This window comes from Pseudoalteromonas sp. G5_S1_14_S5, from assembly GCF_054968605.1.
This window is the reverse complement of record NZ_JBQKUM010000006.1, coordinates 18,402-39,437: the sequence shown is the minus strand read 5'-3', so window position 1 is coordinate 39,437 and position 21,036 is coordinate 18,402. Positions and strand designations below refer to the sequence as shown.

At 46.1% G+C, this 21,036-nt stretch carries 18 protein-coding genes and 1 other RNA gene; 4 read left to right on the top strand and 15 right to left on the bottom strand.

Going from position 1 to position 21,036, the window contains the following annotated elements; translation table 11 throughout:
- Positions 1 to 57 precede the first annotated feature (57 nt).
- The 15 genes from ftsZ to rsmI all read right to left on the bottom strand — a co-directional run bounded on the left by ftsZ (position 58) and on the right by rsmI (position 17,470).
- Entirely contained in the window at positions 58 to 1,287 is a 1,230-nt protein-coding gene (gene ftsZ, locus ACTRWI_RS03200; protein ID WP_499129313.1) for a cell division protein FtsZ, read from the bottom strand.
- Between the two features lie 31 nt (positions 1,288 to 1,318).
- Complete coding sequence (ftsA, locus tag ACTRWI_RS03195; protein ID WP_004740737.1) at positions 1,319 to 2,587, bottom strand: cell division protein FtsA; 1,269 nt, start codon at positions 2,585 to 2,587, stop codon at positions 1,319 to 1,321.
- Positions 2,580 to 3,359: a cell division protein FtsQ/DivIB gene (locus ACTRWI_RS03190; protein ID WP_499129311.1), complete on the bottom strand. Its 780-nt coding sequence runs from the start codon at positions 3,357 to 3,359 to the stop codon at positions 2,580 to 2,582. The genes ftsA and ACTRWI_RS03190 overlap by 8 nt, the downstream gene beginning before the upstream one ends.
- Before the next feature lie 191 nt (positions 3,360 to 3,550).
- On the bottom strand, positions 3,551 to 5,011 hold the full coding sequence (murC, locus tag ACTRWI_RS03185) for a UDP-N-acetylmuramate--L-alanine ligase (protein WP_499129310.1): 1,461 nt from the start codon (positions 5,009 to 5,011) through the stop codon (positions 3,551 to 3,553).
- A 13-nt stretch (positions 5,012 to 5,024) separates the two neighbouring features.
- Positions 5,025 to 6,086: an undecaprenyldiphospho-muramoylpentapeptide beta-N-acetylglucosaminyltransferase gene (murG, locus tag ACTRWI_RS03180; RefSeq protein ID WP_499129308.1), complete on the bottom strand. Its 1,062-nt coding sequence runs from the start codon at positions 6,084 to 6,086 to the stop codon at positions 5,025 to 5,027.
- Positions 6,087 to 6,098: 12 nt separating this feature from the next.
- Positions 6,099 to 7,277: a cell division protein FtsW gene (gene ftsW, locus ACTRWI_RS03175; protein WP_499129375.1), complete on the bottom strand. Its 1,179-nt coding sequence runs from the start codon at positions 7,275 to 7,277 to the stop codon at positions 6,099 to 6,101.
- 40 nt (positions 7,278 to 7,317) lie between these two features.
- Positions 7,318 to 8,634 carry a UDP-N-acetylmuramoyl-L-alanine--D-glutamate ligase gene (murD, locus tag ACTRWI_RS03170; RefSeq protein ID WP_499129307.1) on the bottom strand — a complete coding sequence of 439 codons (1,317 nt, stop codon included), beginning with the start codon at positions 8,632 to 8,634 and terminating at the stop codon, positions 7,318 to 7,320.
- Positions 8,635 to 8,692: 58 nt separating this feature from the next.
- Complete coding sequence (mraY, locus tag ACTRWI_RS03165) at positions 8,693 to 9,775, bottom strand: phospho-N-acetylmuramoyl-pentapeptide-transferase (protein WP_499129305.1); 1,083 nt, start codon at positions 9,773 to 9,775, stop codon at positions 8,693 to 8,695.
- Positions 9,772 to 11,145, bottom strand: coding sequence for a UDP-N-acetylmuramoyl-tripeptide--D-alanyl-D-alanine ligase (locus ACTRWI_RS03160; RefSeq protein ID WP_499129303.1), 1,374 nt, complete (start codon positions 11,143 to 11,145; stop codon positions 9,772 to 9,774). Before ACTRWI_RS03160 ends, mraY begins: the two co-directional genes overlap by 4 nt.
- Complete coding sequence (gene murE / locus ACTRWI_RS03155; protein WP_499129301.1) at positions 11,145 to 12,629, bottom strand: UDP-N-acetylmuramoyl-L-alanyl-D-glutamate--2,6-diaminopimelate ligase; 1,485 nt, start codon at positions 12,627 to 12,629, stop codon at positions 11,145 to 11,147. The genes ACTRWI_RS03160 and murE overlap by 1 nt, the downstream gene beginning before the upstream one ends.
- A gap of 18 nt (positions 12,630 to 12,647) precedes the next feature.
- Positions 12,648 to 14,405, bottom strand: a complete 1,758-nt coding sequence (locus ACTRWI_RS03150; RefSeq protein ID WP_499129299.1) for a penicillin-binding transpeptidase domain-containing protein — start codon at positions 14,403 to 14,405, stop codon at positions 12,648 to 12,650.
- Positions 14,402 to 14,719 carry a cell division protein FtsL gene (ftsL, locus tag ACTRWI_RS03145; RefSeq protein WP_017062901.1) on the bottom strand — a complete coding sequence of 106 codons (318 nt, stop codon included), beginning with the start codon at positions 14,717 to 14,719 and terminating at the stop codon, positions 14,402 to 14,404. The genes ACTRWI_RS03150 and ftsL overlap by 4 nt, the downstream gene beginning before the upstream one ends.
- 3 nt (positions 14,720 to 14,722) lie before the next feature.
- Positions 14,723 to 15,673, bottom strand: a complete 951-nt coding sequence (gene rsmH / locus ACTRWI_RS03140) for a 16S rRNA (cytosine(1402)-N(4))-methyltransferase RsmH (protein ID WP_499129298.1) — start codon at positions 15,671 to 15,673, stop codon at positions 14,723 to 14,725.
- Between the two features lie 227 nt (positions 15,674 to 15,900).
- Positions 15,901 to 16,340, bottom strand: an RNA gene (gene rnpB, locus ACTRWI_RS03135) — RNase P RNA component class A.
- Between the two features lie 263 nt (positions 16,341 to 16,603).
- Positions 16,604 to 17,470: a 16S rRNA (cytidine(1402)-2'-O)-methyltransferase gene (gene rsmI / locus ACTRWI_RS03130; protein ID WP_499129296.1), complete on the bottom strand. Its 867-nt coding sequence runs from the start codon at positions 17,468 to 17,470 to the stop codon at positions 16,604 to 16,606.
- A 61-nt stretch (positions 17,471 to 17,531) separates the two neighbouring features.
- Here rsmI and ACTRWI_RS03125 point away from each other — a divergent pair, with 61 nt between their 5' ends.
- From ACTRWI_RS03125 to ACTRWI_RS03110, 4 genes are read left to right on the top strand one after another with little or no spacing between them, the layout of a single operon-like run.
- Entirely contained in the window at positions 17,532 to 19,349 is a 1,818-nt protein-coding gene (locus tag ACTRWI_RS03125) for a penicillin-binding protein activator (RefSeq protein WP_499129295.1), read from the top strand.
- Entirely contained in the window at positions 19,336 to 19,734 is a 399-nt protein-coding gene (locus ACTRWI_RS03120; protein WP_499129293.1) for a YraN family protein, read from the top strand. The genes ACTRWI_RS03125 and ACTRWI_RS03120 overlap by 14 nt, the downstream gene beginning before the upstream one ends.
- Before the next feature lie 2 nt (positions 19,735 to 19,736).
- Positions 19,737 to 20,327 carry a phosphoheptose isomerase gene (locus ACTRWI_RS03115; RefSeq protein WP_499129291.1) on the top strand — a complete coding sequence of 197 codons (591 nt, stop codon included), beginning with the start codon at positions 19,737 to 19,739 and terminating at the stop codon, positions 20,325 to 20,327.
- A 16-nt stretch (positions 20,328 to 20,343) separates the two neighbouring features.
- Positions 20,344 to 20,949: a BON domain-containing protein gene (locus ACTRWI_RS03110; protein WP_499129289.1), complete on the top strand. Its 606-nt coding sequence runs from the start codon at positions 20,344 to 20,346 to the stop codon at positions 20,947 to 20,949.
- Positions 20,950 to 21,036 lie beyond the last annotated feature (87 nt).

The following is a 21,036-nucleotide window of genomic DNA, read 5'->3' as shown; positions in this document are numbered from 1 at the left end:
ATTTACCGACCGCGAATTTTACCATTAATTAGACGATAGTCAATTTTTGGGTAATTGTTAATCAGCCTGACGTCGTAAGAATGCTGGAATATCTAAGTATCCGCTCTCTTTTTCAGCTTTAGGTGCGGCACTTTGGCCAGCCCCTGTACCTGAAGAAACAGGCGACGTTGTTGGCTGCGGCTTAACTTGAGGTTTTACCTCAGTTGTTTCTTGCAATGGCTGTGCCATTCTCTCTTCCACTTTTGGTGCAGCTTGTGCAGCGACTTGTGGTTGAGGGGTTGGTGCAACCTTAGCTTTACCACCAGCAACTAATGTAATATCTGGCTTTCTCTCTGTACCGATACCTGTTGCAACAACAGTTACACGGATTTCGTCCGTCATATCAGGGTCTAGAGAAGTACCAATCACAACTGTTGCGTTATCAGAAGCGAATGCCTTAACTGTGTTACCTACTGTTTCGAACTCATCTAGACGCATATCTAGGCCTGCTGTGATGTTCACAAGAACGCCACGCGCGCCAGCTAGGTCGATGTCTTCTAGTAGTGGGCTAGAAATTGCCGTTTCAGCAGCTTCTTCAGCACGGTCTTCACCTTTTGCGATACCGCTACCCATCATTGCATGACCCATTTCCGACATTACGGTGCGAACATCCGCGAAGTCGACGTTGATCATACCAGGGCGAGTAATTAGCTCAGCGATACCTTGTACAGCGTTTTTAAGTACATCATTTGCACTTGCGAAAGCTTCTAGCAGTGTAACACCACGGCCGAGTACTTTAAGTAGCTTTTCATTTGGAATCGTAATTAATGAATCCACATGTTTAGAAAGCTCTTCGATACCTTGCTCAGCAAACGCTAGACGCTTTTTGCCTTCAAAGCTAAACGGCTTTGTTACAACAGCAACGGTTAGCACACCTAGCTCTTTCGCAACTTCAGCAATAACTGGAGCAGCACCTGTACCAGTACCACCGCCCATTCCAGCTGCGATAAATACCATATCGGCGCCAGTTAGAACTTCTTTAATTCTTTCTCGATCTTCGAGAGCTGCATCACGGCCTACTTGTGGGTTTGCACCAGCGCCAAGACCTTTAGTGATATCACCACCAATTTGGATCACGCTGCTCACGCTTGTTTTACGAAGTGCTTGCGCATCAGTATTAACACTGATGAATTCTACGCCTTCGATTGATTCACGTACCATGTGCTCAACAGCGTTACCGCCACCGCCACCAACTCCAACGACTTTAATTACTGCATCGTCAGACATTTCCATCATCGGTTCAAACATGTGTTATCTCCGTTTTTTCCTGCAACTCAGGTTAAAACTCTTTTTGTATCCAATTACGCAATTTACCAAATAAACCAGACATCGAAGGTGCTGAACGCTTAGGTTCGCTGTAATCACCTTCATCACTGATCTGACAATCTCTTGCGTAATGAAGTAAACCAACCGCCGTAGAATGATACGGCTCTTTAACATAATCAGTTAAGCCACTAACTTCTAATGGCTTACCAACTCGAACTTGATTGCGGAAAACACGTTCCGCACACTCTACCAATCCGTCAATTTGTGCCGCTCCACCAGTGAGGACGACGCCAGCTGCAAGGTGGTGTTTAATGCCTTCGTCTCGTAGCTGTAATTGAACCGTATCGATAGTTTGGTTAACGAGCCCCATAAGTTCAGTGTAACGTGGTTCAATCACTTCCGACAAAGTTTGTCGTTGCAAACTTCTCGATGGGCGACCACCAACACTTGGGACGTTAACAGAGTCATCCTTGCTAACGAGCTCACTCAGAGCGCAACCATGGTTTACTTTTATCTCTTCGGCATCACTCACTGGCGTACCGAAAGCGAAGGCAATATCACTGGTTACTGCATTTCCTGCGTAGGAAAAGACTTCTGTGTGTCGTAGTGCGCCGCCAGTCCAAATGGAAATATCCATTGTGCCCGCGCCGATATCAACCACACACACTCCGAGCTCTCGCTCATCTTCAGTAATTACCGCATTACTTGAGGCAAGTCCTGAAAACACGATTTGTTCTACAGTGAGACCACATCGTTCAACAGCTTTAATAATGTTTCTTGCCATGTCGCTATGGCAAGAAATTAGATGAACGCTCACTTCCATTCGAACACCAGACAGACCAAGTGGGTTCTTAATCCCTTCTTGATAATCAATGGTAAATTCTTGTGGGATCACGTGCAGAATTCTCTGCTCTTCACCTATTTTAATTGATTTCGCGGTATGGATCGCTCGATCCATATCGTCTTGAGACACCTCTTCATCAGAGATAGTGCCCATGCCTTTTTCAATTCGGCTTGCGATATGTTTGCCTGATAGCGAGATAAACACATTGCTGATTTGGCATTCGGCCATCAACTCTGCTTGATCAATTGCTCGCTGAACCGACTTAACTACCGACTCTAGGTCGTTCACACCACCTTTATCCATACCTCTGGATGGGCTTTGCCCAGAGCCAATGATATTGATTTGACCATCAGGCAGTATTTCACCAACCAGAGCTGATATGGTCGCAGTGCCTATATCAAGACCAACGATTATGTTGTCATCTGCGGTCTTAGTCATCTGTGCTCTCTTCTAACTCTTGCTCTGGAAACCAGCCTACAGCGGCTCCCGTATCATACCTGAGGTCGATGTAGCTCACTTGATTCGCCTTACTACCAAGTTCGTTGTAAAGCGAAATGAAGCGTTCAACACGCTCATCTAAAGAATCTTTACCTAGTTCTAAACGGATACCGTTATCTAGGATTATTTGCCAAGCGCGACGTTCGTTGAGAACAAGTGAGGTAACCGTTAACCCTAGAGTGTTAATCAAAGGGGTTATCTTCCTCCACTTTTCGATCACCTCTTGGCTGGTGCCATCTGGGCCGTAAAGCTTAACTCTATCGCCTTTCACAAGGCCGATATCGCCATTAAACACCTGACCATCATCATTCAACAGCATGTTGCCGTTCCAGATTGCTGCCGCATGATACTCAGTCAAAAATACTTTTATTGTGTCTGGCCACTGCTTACGAATAGAGACAACTGACACCCAAGGCAATGCTTCTAAACTGTCTTGCAACACACCAATGTCTTGTGACATGAATGTACCAATATGCTCGAGTCTTCCAAAAGCATGTTGAACATCACCAGCGGTTACATAAGTTAAGTCACCTTGAATGACTATTTTGGAAAGAGGCAATCGTTGATCGTCCCACATCCAAGTCAGTATGGTATAGAAAAGAAACCCAATGAATAGCAATACCATGACAAAAAAGGACCCGCCTAGGGCCTGTTTCTTTAACGATGGTAAACTGAATAGGTGGCGGTTTTCGCTAAAAGTACTTTCTACCAAAGCCCGCCTTCCCTGTCGTTGGTTCGCAATTCTATTCCCTATCTTCGTAATAGAGGTAAAAGCACTTACTTTAACCTGTGAATTATACTGAGCAAAATCAAACTATCAAACGTTGATAATAAGATTTTTGGTTAATTTTAGGTCAATCGCAAGAAGTGAGCGATTGACCACAGTATGTAGACAGTATTCTGCTACACGTTCTTCATTTTATTAATGTCTAACTGTAATGATTCTAGCTGCTTAGCAACACGACCAACATCACCGGCACCCTGCGTCAGTACAAGGTCGCCGCCTTGAATTACATTCGCTAAAGCCGATGGCAGCGTGTTGATATCAGCAACAAAGATTGGGTCAATCTTACCACGCCCACGAATCGTTCGACTTAATGAGCGCCCGTCTGCCCCTGCAATAGGTTTCTCACCAGCAGAATAAACATCTAATAAGATTAAGACATCAACCTGCTCAAGAACGTTCGCAAAATCATCATATAAATCACGAGTCCGGCTATAACGGTGCGGCTGGAAAATCATCACGAGACGCTTATCGGCCCAGCCGCTACGAGCAGCCTGAATCGTTACATCAACTTCCGTTGGGTGATGGCCGTAATCGTCTACCAGCATTGCGACACCGTTACCTGTTTCGTACTCACCAAGGTGATCAAAACGACGTCCAGTACCTTCGGTTCCTGCCATCGCTTTTAGGATCGCTTCATCGCTGATGTCATCTTCCGTTGCCACTGCAATCGCCGCCGATGCATTCAGTGCGTTGTGACGACCTGGGATGTTCAGCGTAATATCAAGGTTCGCTTTACCTTCACGAACCACAGTGAACTTACCTTGCTGACCTTCTTGTACGTAGTTCTCGATACGGATATCCGCATCCTCTGAGAAACCGTAAGTAATCACTTGGCGGCTAACTTGAGGGATAAGCTCACGAACAACAGGGTCATCCACACACATCACAGCCTGACCGTAGAATGGTAGGTTGTGTAAGAAGTCGATAAACGTCTGCTTTAGCGTTTCGAAGTCACCGCCATAGGTATCCATGTGATCGGCTTCGATATTGGTTACGATACTCACCATAGGTTGCAGGTGTAAGAATGATGCATCACTCTCATCAGCTTCTGCGATCAAGATACGGCTCGATCCTAATCGTGCATTGGTACCTGCACTTTTCACTAAACCACCGTTTACAAACGTTGGATCTAGGCCGGCTTCAGAGTAAATCTGTGTAACTAAAGCAGTCGTTGTTGTCTTACCGTGCGTACCTGCCACAGCAATACCGTGACGAAAACGCATCAGCTCAGCCAGCATTTCTGCACGACGAACAATAGGCGTGCGCGCTTCACGAGCAGCAATAATCTCAGGGTTCTCTTCGTTGATAGCGGTTGATACCACCACCACACTTGCATCTGCAACGTTACTTGCTTGATGACCAATGAAAACAGTCGCACCCTTGCTAACTAAACGCTCTGTAACTGGGTTTTGAGCGATATCAGAACCAGTGATGTGGTAACCTTCATTAAGCAAGACTTCAGCAATCCCGCTCATTCCAGCACCACCAATACCAATGAAGTGGATAGATTTAACACGGCGCATCTCTGGCACCATTGCACGGATTTGCGCTAAGTCTTGGGTATGTTCAATCGTCATCAATTCAGTCTCATTATTTTGCTAAAGCTTTAATCGCTTCAGCGACGGTAACGTCAGCATCAAGCTTGGCTGCTTTACGTGCTTTCGTTGCCATCATGTTTAATTCATTTCTATCAAGCTCAGCGATGGTATTCGCTAACTTTTCAGCCGTCAGTTGTGGCTGTTCAATCATTAACGCCGCACCACATTCAACCAAATGGTCGGCATTCAGTGCTTGCTGTCTGTCTTTATGCATAAACGGAACAAAAATAGAACCGACACCGGCTGCAGACACTTCTGATACAGTTAACGCGCCGGAGCGACACACTAGTAGATCGGCCCACTCATAAGCTTGCGCCACATCATCAATAAATTCAGTTACTTGAACATTATCTACAGAATGTGATTTGTATTGTTCAATCACTTGCTGTTGATTGTTCTTACCCGCTTGGTGCATGACACTGAAGCCTTCTCCAAGCTGTTCCATCACAACAGGTAAAGTATCGTTGAGGATTTTAGCCCCCTGGCTACCACCCATAACTAAAATGCGGATATCGCCATCACGCTCAACCATGCGCTGCTCTGGCTCCGGTAAAGCAACCACATCCTCACGAACTGGGTTCCCCACTACCTCAGCGGTAGGAAATGCACCAGGGAAGGCTTGGAAAACCTTTTTCGCAATCTTAGATAGCCATTGGTTGGTTAGACCCGCCACTGCATTTTGTTCATGCAAAACAACAGGAATGCCTGATAACCATGCCGCAATACCACCTGGGCCACTCACATAGCCACCCATGCCAAGTACCACGTCAGGCTGCCATGCTTTGATATGCTGCTTTGCTTGAAGTATGGCATTAATAATTTGGAATGGAGCTTTAATTAACTTGCTAATGCCTTGACCACGCAGGCCTTTCACTTTAATAAAGTCGATCTCAATGCCATGCTTTGGCACCAAATCCGCTTCCATTCTGTCTGCTGTGCCTAACCAGCGAATTTCCCAACCTTGTTGCTGAAGCTTTTTCGCTACTGCTAATCCTGGGAAAACGTGACCGCCGGTACCGCCAGCCATCACTAAAAGTTTTTTGTTTTGTTTCATCGCGTTAGATTCTTATTCTACTAATTCGTTTGGATTATCAGCTTGTTCTTTTTGCTGCATTCGACATTCATGGTCAATGCGCAGCAGCATTGATACCGCTACCGACATAATAATTAAACTCGAACCACCATAACTGATTAGCGGTAGGGTTAGACCTTTAGTTGGAACGATGCCAGATGCAGCACCTACGTTAACAAGCGTCTGAAACGCAAACCAAATACCAATACCAAAAGCCAGATAGCCGCTGAACACCTGATCATGTTCAAAGGCTTTTTTGCCAATCAGAATGGCTTTTAACACCAAGCTGAAGATCAACATTAATACTAAGGTAACACCGACAAAGCCAAGCTCTTCAGCCAAGACCGCAAATACAAAGTCAGTATGCGCTTCTGGTAGGTATTCGAGTTTTTGAATCGAGTTACCAAGCCCTTGCCCCATCCAATCACCACGGCCGAATGCCATCAATGATTGAGTTAATTGGTAGCCGCTACCAAATGGGTCATTCCATGGTTCCCAGAATGAAGTCACACGTCGAACACGGTAAGGTTCTATGACAATCAAACCAACGACGGCGGCAATACCAGCGACCATCAAGGCAATAAAGTGTGACAACTTGGCACCAGCAATGAACAGCATGCCAAACAGGGTCACCAACATTACAACTACGGTACCTAAGTCGGGTTGACCAAGTAGCAAGACGGCAAAAGCACCAAACACCATGATGGGTTTTGCAAAACCACCGAAGAAGGTTTTTCTCACTTCGTCTTGTTTACGAACCAAGTAGCCCGCCATGAAGATAAACAAGGAAAGCTTAGCGACCTCGGCAGGCTGTAAGTTAAATAGCCCAAGAGGTATCCAACGAGATGCACCGTTAACTGACTTACCGACTGCTAGTACCACAACCAGCAAGAAGAAGGATAATCCTAACAGGTACATGCTGTATTGAAACCAGCGCTTCATCGGGATTTGCAATATCACACTGGATACTCCCAGTGCGAGCAGCAGGAAGATCGCGTGACGAAACATAAAGTGAAACGGCTGATCGGTTAAACGAGCACTGATGGGGAAGGAAGCAGACGTCACTATCACCAAACCTGTCAGCATTAGCCCCAGAGCAATCCACACCAATTGACGATCGTAAAGCGCCTCTGGAGTAGCACGGTTTAGCCACTGCCAGATAGATTGATTAATCTCTTTGACTCTTTGCACTGAATGTTAGTCCTTCAACACGTTAAGCATACTCATGAGCAAGCTCAGTGAACGCGTCACCTCTTGCCATAAAATTATTAAATTGATCGAAGCTTGCGCACGCCGGAGACAGCATCACCATATCTCCCGCCACCAGCTGTGGCGAGATGGATTCGATTATCTGCTGCATGGTATCGAACTTTTGTGCCGATGGGTGTAGTGGCATGAATTGATCTGCATCTTCACCGAAACAACACAATTGAACACGTTCAAGTTGCGCTAATACTGGTTCCAACTCGCTAAAATCAGCACCTTTACCCACGCCGCCAACCAGAAGATATAGCGTACCTTGATATTCCAAACCAGACAGAGCCGCCAATGTGCTGGCTACGTTGGTTGCTTTGGAGTCATTAACCCATTTGATTTCGCGCTTATCAGCCACCACTTGGCAACGATGCGTCAAACCGTTATAGGCTTTCAAAGCCTCTAGACTTTTGTTGTATTCGATACCAACTTGCTTCAATAGTGCAAGAGAGACTAACGCATTTGCCACATTGTGACGTCCAACCAATGTTAAATCTTGAGTAGTAAGGACAGGTTTACCGTTATCGACCAGCCACTCACTACCATCAATCGTTGATACACCAAACTCTTGGTTATCTAGGCCAAAAGTCACCAATGGCAATGTTTGGTCAGGATAAGTATCTTTATCTTCACGATTTACAATCGCACACTGCGCGTTATTAAAGATTCTTAACTTGGCCTCACGGTAATCAGCCATGCTTTGATAGCGATCCATATGATCTTCAGACAAGTTTAAGAATGCCGCAGCAGCAAGTTTTAAATTCGAGGTGGTTTCTAGCTGAAAACTTGAAAGTTCAAGGACATATACATCGGCATCAAGTTCTAGGAGGTCTAGGGCAGGAATACCAATATTGCCACCAACACCAACGTTAAGCCCAGCAGCTTTTGCAAGCACACCAGTCAAATCCGTCACGGTACTCTTACCATTTGAACCAGTAATCGCCACAACAGGCTTATCGACTGCCCAACCAAAAAGCTCAATGTCACCAACGACAGGCGTTCCTGCATGAAGGACACCTTGAATTTCCGGCGTCGCTAAAGCAATTCCCGGGTTAGCAACCACTAAGTCAGCCTCAGCTAGCCATTGGCTATTCCAACTTCCAGAATGTAGCTCTACCGATTCAGGCAAAGATTCCTTTCCTGGTGGCAGCTCTCGCGTATCAATGACCTTCACATGCGTATGAGGCTGATATTTTACGAGATGTTTAACGACAGAGAGCCCGGTAATACCGAGCCCCACAACCACTACATTTTGAATATTTTGCCAACGTTCCATTTAAACAAGATGCTCTTAATAGTTTTAAAGAGCCCCTATAACAGAGGCTCACATAGGATTAACGAACTTTCAGTGTCGCTAAGCCAATCAGTACCAATACCATTGAGATGATCCAAAAGCGCACGATAACACGTGGTTCTGGCCAGCCTTTAAGCTCGTAGTGGTGGTGAATCGGTGCCATACGGAAAATACGCTGGCCACGTAATTTGTAAGAGCCAACTTGCAGAATTACTGACAAGGTCTCCATAACAAACACACCACCCATGATCACTAATACCAACTCTTGACGAACAAGTACCGCAATCACACCTAACGCACCACCCAGTGCTAAAGAGCCAACATCGCCCATGAATACTTGAGCTGGGTAAGTGTTGAACCATAGGAAGCCAAGACCAGCACCAACGATAGCAGTACATACCACAACCAGTTCAGAGGTATATGGGATGTATGGAATGTGTAGGTAGGCTGCGAAGTTAACGTTACCAGTCGCCCAAGCGATAACAGCAAAACCCGCTGCAACCATAACCGTTGGCATAATCGCCAAGCCATCTAGGCCATCAGTTAGGTTTACCGCGTTACTGGTACCCACAATAACAAAGTAAGTTAGAACAATGTACAGTAAACCAAGTTGTGGCATCACATCTTTAAAGAAAGGCACTACTAATTGTGTTGCTGCAGTGTCTTGTCCGTGAGCATACAGAGCAAACGCCACTACCAAAGCAATCGCCGACTGCCAGAAATACTTCCAACGGGCAATCAGACCATCAGTGTTCTTGCGAACGACTTTACGATAATCATCAACAAAACCAACTGCACCGTAACCGCCTAGCACGACAAGCACCGCCCAAACGTAAGGGTTTGATAAGTCAGCCCAAAGCAAGACTGTAGTAATGATCGCAGCAAGGATCATTACCCCCCCCATGGTTGGTGTTCCACGCTTACTGAAGTGAGACTCAGGGCCGTCGTTACGAACAACTTGGCCAATTTGCAGCATTTGCAGACGCTCAATTAAGCGAGGTCCCATCCACAGCGACAGGCATAAAGCCGTCAAAATACTCGCGATTGCACGAAACGATAAGTATTCGAACAAACGGAAAAAAGAAAAGTGTGGCTGTAGTAGCTCTGCAAGCCAAATTATCATGAAAAGTTCTCCTTTAAAGCAGCGGCTATTTTACTCATTCCTGCACTATTAGCGCCTTTTACCAACAAGGTATGTGGCACGTTTTCTGGCAAGCTCAAGTGCTGCTCTATGTGCGCGATCATCGCTTCATGCGTTGCAAAGTGAGTGCCATTACACACTTCACTAATCACCTTGGTATCATCACCGTAAGTGAGTACATGCTCAAAAGCGAATGGGGCAGCATATTCACCGACTTGACAGTGAAGTGCAAGGCTTTCATCGCCTAATTCAGCCATATTGCCTAAAATCAACCAACGCTGACCTTTGAAGCTCGACAGCAATTTAGCTGCAGCCTTCATTGCCGGTACGCTGGCGTTGTAACTGTCATCTATCAGCTTGATATTCTGACTTAATTGTTGAACCTCAACTCGGCCTTTCACAGAGATAAGATTCGCTAAACCGCTTTTAATTTCTGCAAGCGTGGCACCGAATTGAATGCTCAGTGCAGCTGCCGCTAATGCGTTTGCCACATTGTGCTGACCGATAATGCCAAGTTCGACATCAATGGCACCTTGCGGAGTCTGCATATCAAAACAAGCTTCACCCTGCTCATTGATGCGAATATTCGTCGCAAAGTAATCTGCCTTATCATCACTTTCGGAAAAGGTCAGTACGCTTTTATCTGCAAGCACATCCTTCCAGAAGTCACCACCATTGCTCTCTAGATTAACAATAGCAGTATCACCAGCAGCAAGCCCCTGAAAAATTTCGCCTTTCGCTTGCTTCACACCATCGATAGAACCAAAACCTTCTAAGTGTGCCGCTGCGACATTGTTAACCAAAGCAACCTGTGGTTTCACAAGCTGAGTGGTATAAGCAATTTCACCGATGTGATTGGCGCCTAATTCGATCACCGCGTAATCATCACTTGGCTCACTGCGTAGCAGAGTTAACGGTACCCCAATATCATTATTGAAGTTACCCGCTGTAAACAGCACCTTGCCACGTTGATGCAAAATGCTTGCAACCATCTCTTTTACTGTCGTCTTGCCGCAGCTGCCTGTAATCGCCATAGTTGGAACGTTACATTGCTCGTGAATCCAAGCACTTAGCTGACCTAAAGCAAGTTTAGTGTCTTCAACAACAACTTGAGTAATATTTAAGTCAAGTTTTCGTTCGACTAATAACGCACTCGCATTGGCCTCAACAGCCTGACCGCAAAAATCATGCGCATCAAAACGTTCACCAACGAGAGCAACAAACAACGCACCTTCTTCAACAGTACGAGTGTCGGTAGAAACTGCATTGATCACACTATTGCTCGATTTGCCAGCCTCAAACAGCTGACCGTTCACCGCTGAGCAGATCTGCTCGAGTGATACATCAATCATTATGAAATACCTAAAAGTTGTAGCGCAGACTCTCGATCCGAATAGTGGATCGTTTTGTCTTTCAGTACTTGGTAATCCTCATGGCCTTTACCGGCCAGAAGAATAATGTCGTTATTACCCGCCTGCTCTAAAGCAAACTTAACCGCCTGAAAACGATCGTGTTCAACAAAGGCTGCATCAGGCTCATTTAAGCCGGCCAGCATGTCTTTAACAATCAATGCAGGCTCTTCGCTGCGAGGATTGTCATCTGAAATAATAATGTTATCGGCGAACTGCTCTGCGGTCACCGCCATCATAGGGCGCTTGCCAGTATCTCGATCACCACCGCAGCCAAAGATTGCCCATAGTTTTCCAGAGCAGTGAACTCGCAGTGCTGCCAGGGCTTTCTCTAGTGCGTCTGGTGTATGCGCGTAATCGACCACTACTTTTGCTTTATGTGGTACTTGGAACAATTCCATACGACCAATAACTGGTTGCAGTTGAGGTGCTGAGTCGACCAAGGTTTGCTTCTCGATGCCTAGTGAAAGTAATGTCGCGAAAGCAACCAATACATTTGAGGCGTTGAACTGACCAATTAACGGAACAGACAGTTGCCCCTGCCCCCAGCTACCGTCAAAAGCGAGTTTGATGCCTGTCTCTGCATAGGCAACATCCGATGCCCATACTGACTGCTGGTAACCCGATAATGGCAGCAATGATACAGCTACTGCATTGGACAGATCTGCCATCCAAGTTTTACCGACTTCATCATCCACATTAATCACTGCGTGCTTACACTTGTGCTGAGTAAACAAGCTCTTCTTAGCCAGTGCGTACTCTTCCATCGTGCCATGGTAATCCAAATGGTCACGGCTCAGGTTAGTAAAGACGCCAACCTCAAAGTCCAACGCCTTGACTCGGCCTTGAACCAAACCATGAGAAGAGATTTCCATTGCGGTATAAACGGCATTTTCTTCAGCTAACTCACTCAGTGTGCGCTGTATTTCAATCGCACTACCAGTCGTATTCGCCGCCGTTTTGAGGTTGTCTAGAAAACCGTTACCCGTAGTGCCCATTACTGCAGAACGTTGACCCACTAGGTCTAGCCACTGAGCAATCAATTGAGTGATGGTGGTTTTGCCATTGGTGCCAGTAACGCCAATCAATTTGGTTGCTTGAGAAGAATAAACACGACCCGCCAGTTCAGAGAGAATTACATTTAGCTCTGAAACATAAACTACCGGCACTGCATCTAACCATTCAACCAAGCCGTGCGCTTTGTCATCGCTTGATTGTGCAATGACCGCCTTTGCACCTTGAGCAACAGCTTTATCGATAAAACGACGACCATCGACGGCATGCCCTACAATGGCAACAAAAATATCATCGTCCTTGATAGCACGACTGTCTAGCTCCAATTGCTCAACCGCAATCGACGCTAACTCGGGAGCACTAAAGTCTCCCCAAGGAGAAAGTAAAGATGACAGCGTGAGGCTATTACTCATATTGAATCCTGATTAGCTCTATTCTTGAAACTTGTTTTCATCAGCAGGGACATTCAGAATTTGCAGTGCGCCCTTCATGATTTCAGAAAAAACAGGGGCTGCAACTGAGCCACCATAGTAGAGATCACCTTGAGGTTCATTGATCATCACAACCAAAGAGACTCTTGGATCACTGACTGGAGCAACACCAGCGGTATAGGCGAAGTACTCGTCTCCATAACCACCGGAAATCGCTTTTCTAGATGTACCTGTTTTTGCTGCTACTCTGTAACCCGGCACGGCAGCTCTTGTCGCTGTACCGCCCTTTTGGGTTACGCCTTCTAACATGTTCAAAACCAACTCAGCATTTTCGCGCTTGATGATCTGTTTTGAGAAATCTTGGCCGTTGCTTTTGACGATATGGATAGGCTCGTAAACACCGTGATTCGCTAGCGTCGCATAGGCATGAGCCAATTGAAGCGGAGTAATCGCTAGGCCATAACCAAAGGATAAGGTAGCAATTTCAAACTTAGACCAGCGTCGACGGTTAGGGAAAATACCGGCAGTTTCACCCACTAGGTTCAGCCCAGACATCTCACCAAGACCAACAGAACTGTACATACCCAGTAGCGCTTCAAGCGGCATATCCAGTGCTAATTTCGCCACACCGATGTTACTCGACTTCTTAAGGATTAACGCCAAGTCAGCCTTACCAACTTTGGAAGTATCACGTACACGGCTACCACCGATTTGCATGATGCCGTTGCCCGTATCAATCACAGTATCCGCATCCGCGGTGCCATTTTCGAGAGCGGCTAGAACGACAAAAGGCTTAACCGTCGAACCTGGTTCAAAAGCATCGGTGATCACGCGGTTACGCATCTTAAAGCTTTGTAAGTCAGCACGATTGTTTGGGTTGTAAGACGGCGCGTTGACCATGGCCAAAACCGCACCTGTTTTTACATCTAACAAGATTGCAGAACCAGATGTCGCCTTGTGATCAGCTACCGCCTGCTTAATCGCTCGATAAGCGATGGCTTGCAAGCGCTGATCGATAGTTAATTCGAGTGGTTTACCCTCTTCACGCTCTTCTAGTGCAATATTTTCAACTACTCGCCCGTAACGGTCTTTACGGATTGTACGTTTACCAGCTTCACCCGTTAGCCACTTATCGTAGCTGCGCTCGACACCTTCTAGGCCGTGTCCGTCAATTCCGGTCACACCAATGAGATGCGCGCTGACTTCGCCGGCTGGGTAATAACGACGAGATTCTGCTTTAAGACCAATACCCACTAGCTTTAAGTCACGGATGTATTTAGCCATCGCGGGGCTAACTTGTCTTTGTAGATAGATGAAACGACGAGACTTGTCGCTGGAGATCTTGTTGATCATCGATTGTCGATCTAAGCCGAGTACATCAGCTAGTGCATACCAACGATCAATTTGGGCCATGCCATTTTTATCGAAGATAGTTTTTGGGTCGGCCCATACTGCTTCAACAGGCACACTAACAGCAAGTGGCTCGCCATTACGGTCTGAAATGATACCGCGGGCAGAAGGAATAGCCTTGACACGTACAGAACGAAGGTCGCCCTGACGAATTAAGTTATCTGGTTCAATGACTTGGATGTAAGCCACACGACCGACTAGTAGAGAAAAGGCAACCAACACAAAGGCAATAACGACGTTGAAACGCCATTTAATCAGAATTGGATCCGAGTCCTTTTCGCTCTTCACTCGCTCTTTCGTTGGTTTCTTAACGGTTTTCGCGGGTGCTTTTTCCTTTTTTCCGGTCATTTCAGTGTGATCACAACTTCTTTGTCGGAGTCTGGACGTTTCATGTCTAGCTCTCGTTTTGCCGATGCTTGAACGCGACTGTGTTCAGCCAGAGCCGTCTCTTCAAGCATTAAATTTCGCCATTCATTATCAAGCTGTTCACGCTCACTCAATGCCATGTCTTTTTGCGTGATTGCCTGACGTGACATGTGTGTCGTGAGAACGACCCCCATTGCGCTCGCGAAGATACAGATAAGCAACACCAATGGGACTTTACCCACGGAGATCAAATCAAAAAATATTATCTTGGCCAAGTTCGGCTTGGAGGTCTTCATTGACTATAGCTTTTCTGCGATTCGTAATACTGAGCTACGTGAACGCGTATTTTCATCCACTTCGCCTTTCGATGGTTTGATCGCTTTACCTACCGGCTTAAGAACAGCACTGCCTAGCGCTTTGATCTGTTCTTCCGTTAAAGGAAGACCGTGAGGCACTTGTGGGCCTTGGCTCTCTTTACGAATAAAGCGCTTCACCATACGGTCTTCAAGTGAGTGGAAGCTGATAACAGACAGGCGGCCTTCTGGAGCAAGAATGCTTGCTGCGCCCTTTAGTGCTGTATCGATCTCTTCTAGTTCACTGTTGATGTAGATACGGAATGCTTGGAAAGCTCGTGTTGCTGGGTGCTTTTTCTCTTTGAAGCTTTTTGGTGCTACATCAGAGATAAGCTTAGCCAACTGGCCAGTGCGAGTTAACGGCTCATTCTCTTCATTTTCTTGATAAGCGATGATGCCTTTCGCGATACGACGAGCGTGCTTGTCTTCACCAAACTCACGAATCACCCAAGTGATGTCATCAAGATCCGCTTCTAGTAGCCACTGAGATACAGGAATGCCCGAAGTTGGGTCCATACGCATATCTAGTGGGCCATCTTTCATGAAACTGAAGCCACGTTCAGCGTCATCAAGTTGGGGGGAAGAAACGCCTAAATCCAGCAGAACACCGTCAACTTTACCCACTAAATCATAACGCTCTGCGTATTCAGCTATGCCTGAGAATGGACCGTGGATGATAGTAAAGCGAGGGTCATCAATTTTTTGTGCCTCTGCAATCGCTTGTGGATCGCGGTCGATACTAAATAGTCGTCCATTCTCGCCCAGTTTAGACAGGATTGTACGGCTGTGACCACCACGGCCAAAAGTACCATCGATGTAGGTACCGTCAGGTTTGATCGCAAGCCCGTCAATAGATTCGTTAAGCAATACTGAAATATGTTTGAATGCTTCTGTCATAGTCTTCTCAGTGAGTGGATTGAGCCATTAGTTCGGCAGTAATTTGTTCTGTTAACGTTTTAGTGTACTGATTTCACGCTGTATCTCCACCATATTGTTTACAGGCTTTGGGAATTTTGCCCCAAGCTCATACCAAGATGACGGATTTTAAGGAAATCTAAATAATTTACGTCAATATAAAGCAAAAAACCCATCACTACCGTTAAGTAATGATGGGTTCTTAAAATGGGTGGAGTTGACACATACGCCGGGTTCTGTTCCGCTTGCGCGGCGGTAACCATTCGTCTAGGCCTGCAATCGCTCACAGGCTCAAGCAATCTACCCGCCCCCATACGCGAGCAACGCAATGTGAGGGCCTATTTGATCTTGCTCCGGGTGGAGTTTACCTTGCTACGAACTGTTACCAGTCGCACGGTGCGCTCTTACCGCACCCTTTCAGCCTTACCTGTGCCCCTTCCTAAGAAATGAGGCCATCGGCGGTCTTCTCTCTGCTGCACTTGTCGTGGGCTCGCGCCCCCCAGACGTTATCTGGCACCCTGCTCTATGGAGCCCGGACGTTCCTCCCCTCTGCCAGTCTCCCGAAGGACTTCAACGTCAGTTTCCCGAAGGACCTCAACGTCAGTCTCCCGAAGGACATCAGCAAAGCAGCGATTACCCGTTCAACTCCGAGGCGGATTGTATAGAGATTAGTGTGCAGTGTCTAGCGAGATCACAAATATCGTGCAAACCAATGATTAACTGATGGGGAATTGACCTAAAGATCAAATAAGAGTGGCGAGATGCAGGATTCGAAGAGAATTAGGAGCAGATGCGGATGGCGAGATTCGAGATGAGAAAGAGCTAAGAGCTAAGAGCGGATGAGAGATACAGATAAAAGGTGCTCATTGCAGGCTCTTTTATCTGTATCAGCGTTAAATCACTGCAGAAGCATTAGCCATCGAGGTGCTCTAAGCCCCATTTGTACAGCGCGTTCTTTTTCAGGTTGTAGATTTCTGCTGTCATTGCCGCCGCTTTTTTAAGAGGCAGTTCTTTGGTCAAAATACCCAGCGTGCGAGTCGCTTCATCTGGTAGTTCTGTGCTCACTTCTTCGCGGTGACCATGAATCAAGAGTACCATCTCGCCGCGTTTACGGTTCGCGTCCTCTTCAATCCACTCAATCAACTCACCAAGAGGTAGGCCTTGAATGGTTTCGAAAGTCTTAGTCAACTCACGCGCCAACACAACTTCACGGTCAGGACCTAAGACCTCAAGCATATCTTGTAGAGAGTCAGAAATACGGTGCGGTGATTCGTAGAAGATGCACGTGCGCTCTGCTTTCGCGATCTCTAGGAACTTATCTTTACGACCTTTACTCTTTGGTGGCAAGAAGCCTTCAAAGCTAAAGCGATCCGATGGTAAACCTGACGCACTCAATGCCGTAATCACAGCACAAGCACCAGGAAGTGGCACAACTCTCACACCAGCTTGACGACATTGTGATACAAGATGGTAACCTGGGTCACTGATTAAAGGTGTACCCGCATCAGAGACTAATGCGATAGACTGACCTTCTAATAACTTTTCGACTAGAACTTGAGCTTTAGTTTGTTCATTATGATCATGTAAAGCGAACGTTCTGGTTGATATATTGAAGTGAGCAAGCAGCTTACCCGTGTGGCGTGTGTCTTCGGCTGCAATAACATCGACACTTGATAAAATTTCAATTGCTCTTTGAGTGATATCTCCCAAATTTCCGATTGGGGTAGGCACAATGTAGAGAGTTGGGCTCTCTGTGAGCAAGGTTTTGTTATCTGTCATTTGTTTACCATCACTTCAACGATTAATATAGATACAAATTTATACGGAATTTAAAGAACTCATGGCAACGATGAACCATAAGAGACTCAGTGTACCACGCTTACTAACTCCAATTGCATTGGCAATTACATTGGCGGCTTGTTCTTCAGGTCCGCAAACACCAACAAGCGTAGATATTACACTAGATCCAGTGCAATCCACTGAAAGTTACATGATGCAAGCGGATACTAGCAAAGGAAGCCTACAAAACGACTGGTTAATCATGGCGCTTAAAGCTTCTGTACAAGCTGGCAAAACCGACCAAGCGACTTTGCTTATCAAACGCTTAGCAAAACAAGAGCTCACTGAAGCTCAGCAAGCAGAGTGGCAACTCGCTCGAGCTCAACTGTTGGTGAATAACTCACAGCCGGATCAAGCGTACAGCCAACTAAACTTCCAGCCTTGGTGGAAACTGCCAAACGAGCAATGGAAAGATTACCACGAGCTGCGCGCGAATATTTCCGAGATGCGAAGCGAGTATTTCGAGGCGAGTCGTGAACTTGTTCTTTATTCTGAGTACGCAGAAGATAGCGACGAGATCCAACAGCAAACTGCTGATCGAATTTGGCAAAATCTCAACAGCTACTCTCAATATGAGATCCTAGAGCTAAAAACGTCACCGACGGAAGACGTTTTAGCCGGTTGGTTACAGCTCGCTATTTATATGAAGACGCTTAACTCGAACCTTCCAAACCTACAAGAAACCCTGTCTGATTGGTTAGCCGAGAACCCTCAGCACCCTGCTGCTACTTTCACACCGCAAGCAATCAATGACATCCTAGCGTTAGAGATCAGCAAACCAACCAGTACTGCACTGTTGCTACCGCTAACCGGGAAATATGGTAAGCAAGCACAACTGGTACGTGATGGTTTTATCTTTGCGATGATGAACGACAAAGAGCGTAAAGAAGATGCAACACTAACAGTTATGGATACCAATGTTAAAAGTGCAGCTGAGATTAAAGCGACACTAGAAGAGAACAATGTTGACTTCATTGTTGGTCCACTGATTAAGAGCAACATCACTAAACTTCAGCAAGCACAAAAAAATCAAGAGAATTCAATCCCGGCTTTAGCTCTGAATATTCCAACTCAGCTAGAACCTGACACCAAGATTTGTTACCTCGCTCTATCACCTGAGCAAGAGGTTGCTCAAGCGGCAAAACACCTGTTTGCTCAAGGCTACAAATACCCACTGATTCTAGCTCCGAAGGGGCGTCTTGGTGATCGTGTTGAGCAAGCGTTTAAAGAAGAGTGGGAGAAATACAGCAACAACGATGTGGCGATCAGTTTCTTCTCTGACAAACGCCAGCTTCAGCGCAACGTGAATCAGATATTCGGCTTACAAGAGAGCCAACAGCGCATCGCGCAAATGGATAACCTACTTGATCTAGACCTAAAGAGCGAACCACGCAGTCGTCGTGATATTGATTCTGTCTACATCGTGGCGAAGAACTCAGAGCTAACACTGATCAAGCCGTTCATTGAAGTTGCGATCAACCCAGATGCTAGCCAGCCTACTCTGTTCTCTAACTCACGCAGCAACAGTGGTGATAAACAGTATGAAGACCTAACAGGTGTATTCTATAGCGATATCCCACTGCTGGTTGAAAACAAAGGTAAACTTAACAAAGAGCTTAACGAACTATGGCCTGCACATTCAAACGACCAGAAACGTCTGCAAGCGCTAGGTATGGATGCATACTACCTAATGGACGCGCTACCACAGATGAAAGCCGTGCAAGGTTACAGTATTCCTGGTGAAACTGGCATGTTAACTATCGACAACAACTGTGTCGTACAACGTGAAATCAGCTGGACTGAGCATGGGGCTTTTTAGCCGAACATTCTTATCCAAAGCAACGGTCACCCATAAACAAGTGGGTGATCAATACGAGGCTGTGGCTAAGGCCTACCTGACCCGCCACGGTTTATCGTTAATTCAACAAAACTTCATAGCAAAATGTGGCGAGATTGATCTTATAATGCGCCATAACAATACGATTGTGTTTGCCGAGGTAAAATACCGTAAGCAAACTCGCTACGGACATGCCGCTGAGATGGTGACAGCGAAAAAGTCACAAAGGCTACTCAAAACAGCTCAAGTGTGGCTGATACAGCAAGGCTTGTCGGTACACTCCACAGATTTCAGGTTTGACATCATTGCCATTGAAGGGCCTGATGATCATATCGACTGGATTCAAAACGCGATTACCCAAGGATAAACATGCTAGACAGCATTAAAGAAAGTTTTACAGAAAGTATTCAAATCCAAATTGCGGCTGCAGAGGCACTACCAGACGCAATCACGCACGCAGCTCAAGCTATGGTTGCTACCTTGCTCAACGGAAACAAAATCCTTTGTTGTGGTAATGGTGGCTCCGCATCAAACGCTCAGCAATTTGTATCATGCCTACTTAACCGTTTTGAAACTGAGCGCCCTAGCCTACCAGCAATGGCCCTTACCGCAGACAACACTACACTCACTGCGGTTGCAAACGACTACCACTACGAAGAGATCTTCTCTAAGCAGGTACGTGCGTTCGGTCAAACGGGTGATATTTTACTGGCTATCTCTACTAGTGGTAACAGTAAGAACATCATCAAAGCGATGGAAGCCGCTGTAACTCGTGACATGACTATCATCGCCTTCACCGGTAAAGATGGTGGTGAAATGGCGGGGTTACTTGGTGAGCACGATGTTGAAATCCGCATCCCATCACACCGTACCGCACGCATTCATGAAGTGCACATGGTGACACTGCACTGCCTATGTGACCTTATCGATCAAGTACTCTTCCCTGCTCACGATGAGTGATATACGGAGCATCACAATGAACGTATTTACCTCTAAAACGCTATTCAAGCTGATTAGTGTTTCGCTTCTTACACTATCTTTATCTGGTTGTGCTGGCATTTTCATTGCTGGTGCAGCAACCACAGCAAACATTGTCACTGATACGCGTACCACCAAAGAGATTTGGAACGACAACAATATCGAATTTGAAGTCGCAGCCATCACGAATAAACAGCCATACCGCGGTAGCGTTCGTGTTACTGCCAGCTCTTACCGCGGCTCTGTGGTACTAATGGGCCAAGCAACAACAGATGCTGAGCGCCGCTCTTTTGAAAGCCAAGCGAAAGATGTACCTGGTATCGAAACGATTCACAACCAGATTCGCGTGAAAGAGCCTCTCTCTGTTAGTGCTATTAGCAAAGACAGCTGGATTACCACTAAAGTGAAATCGGCTCTACTGGCTAACTCAGAGCTTAACGGCATCAAAGTAAAAGTCATCACTGAAGATTCAGAAGTATTCTTGCTGGGCTTAGTATCTCATGAACATGCAGATATCGCGACGGAAGTAGCACGCAACATTTCAGGTGTGAAGCAGGTAATCCGAGCATTTGAATATGGTGAAGAAGAGACTGCCGTTAACTAGCGATTGAGCTGAAACTGCACAGAGTTCAGCAGAAAACTGAAAAGAAAAAAGCAGCGATAAGTCGCTGCTTTTTATTGAGTCGTTAAT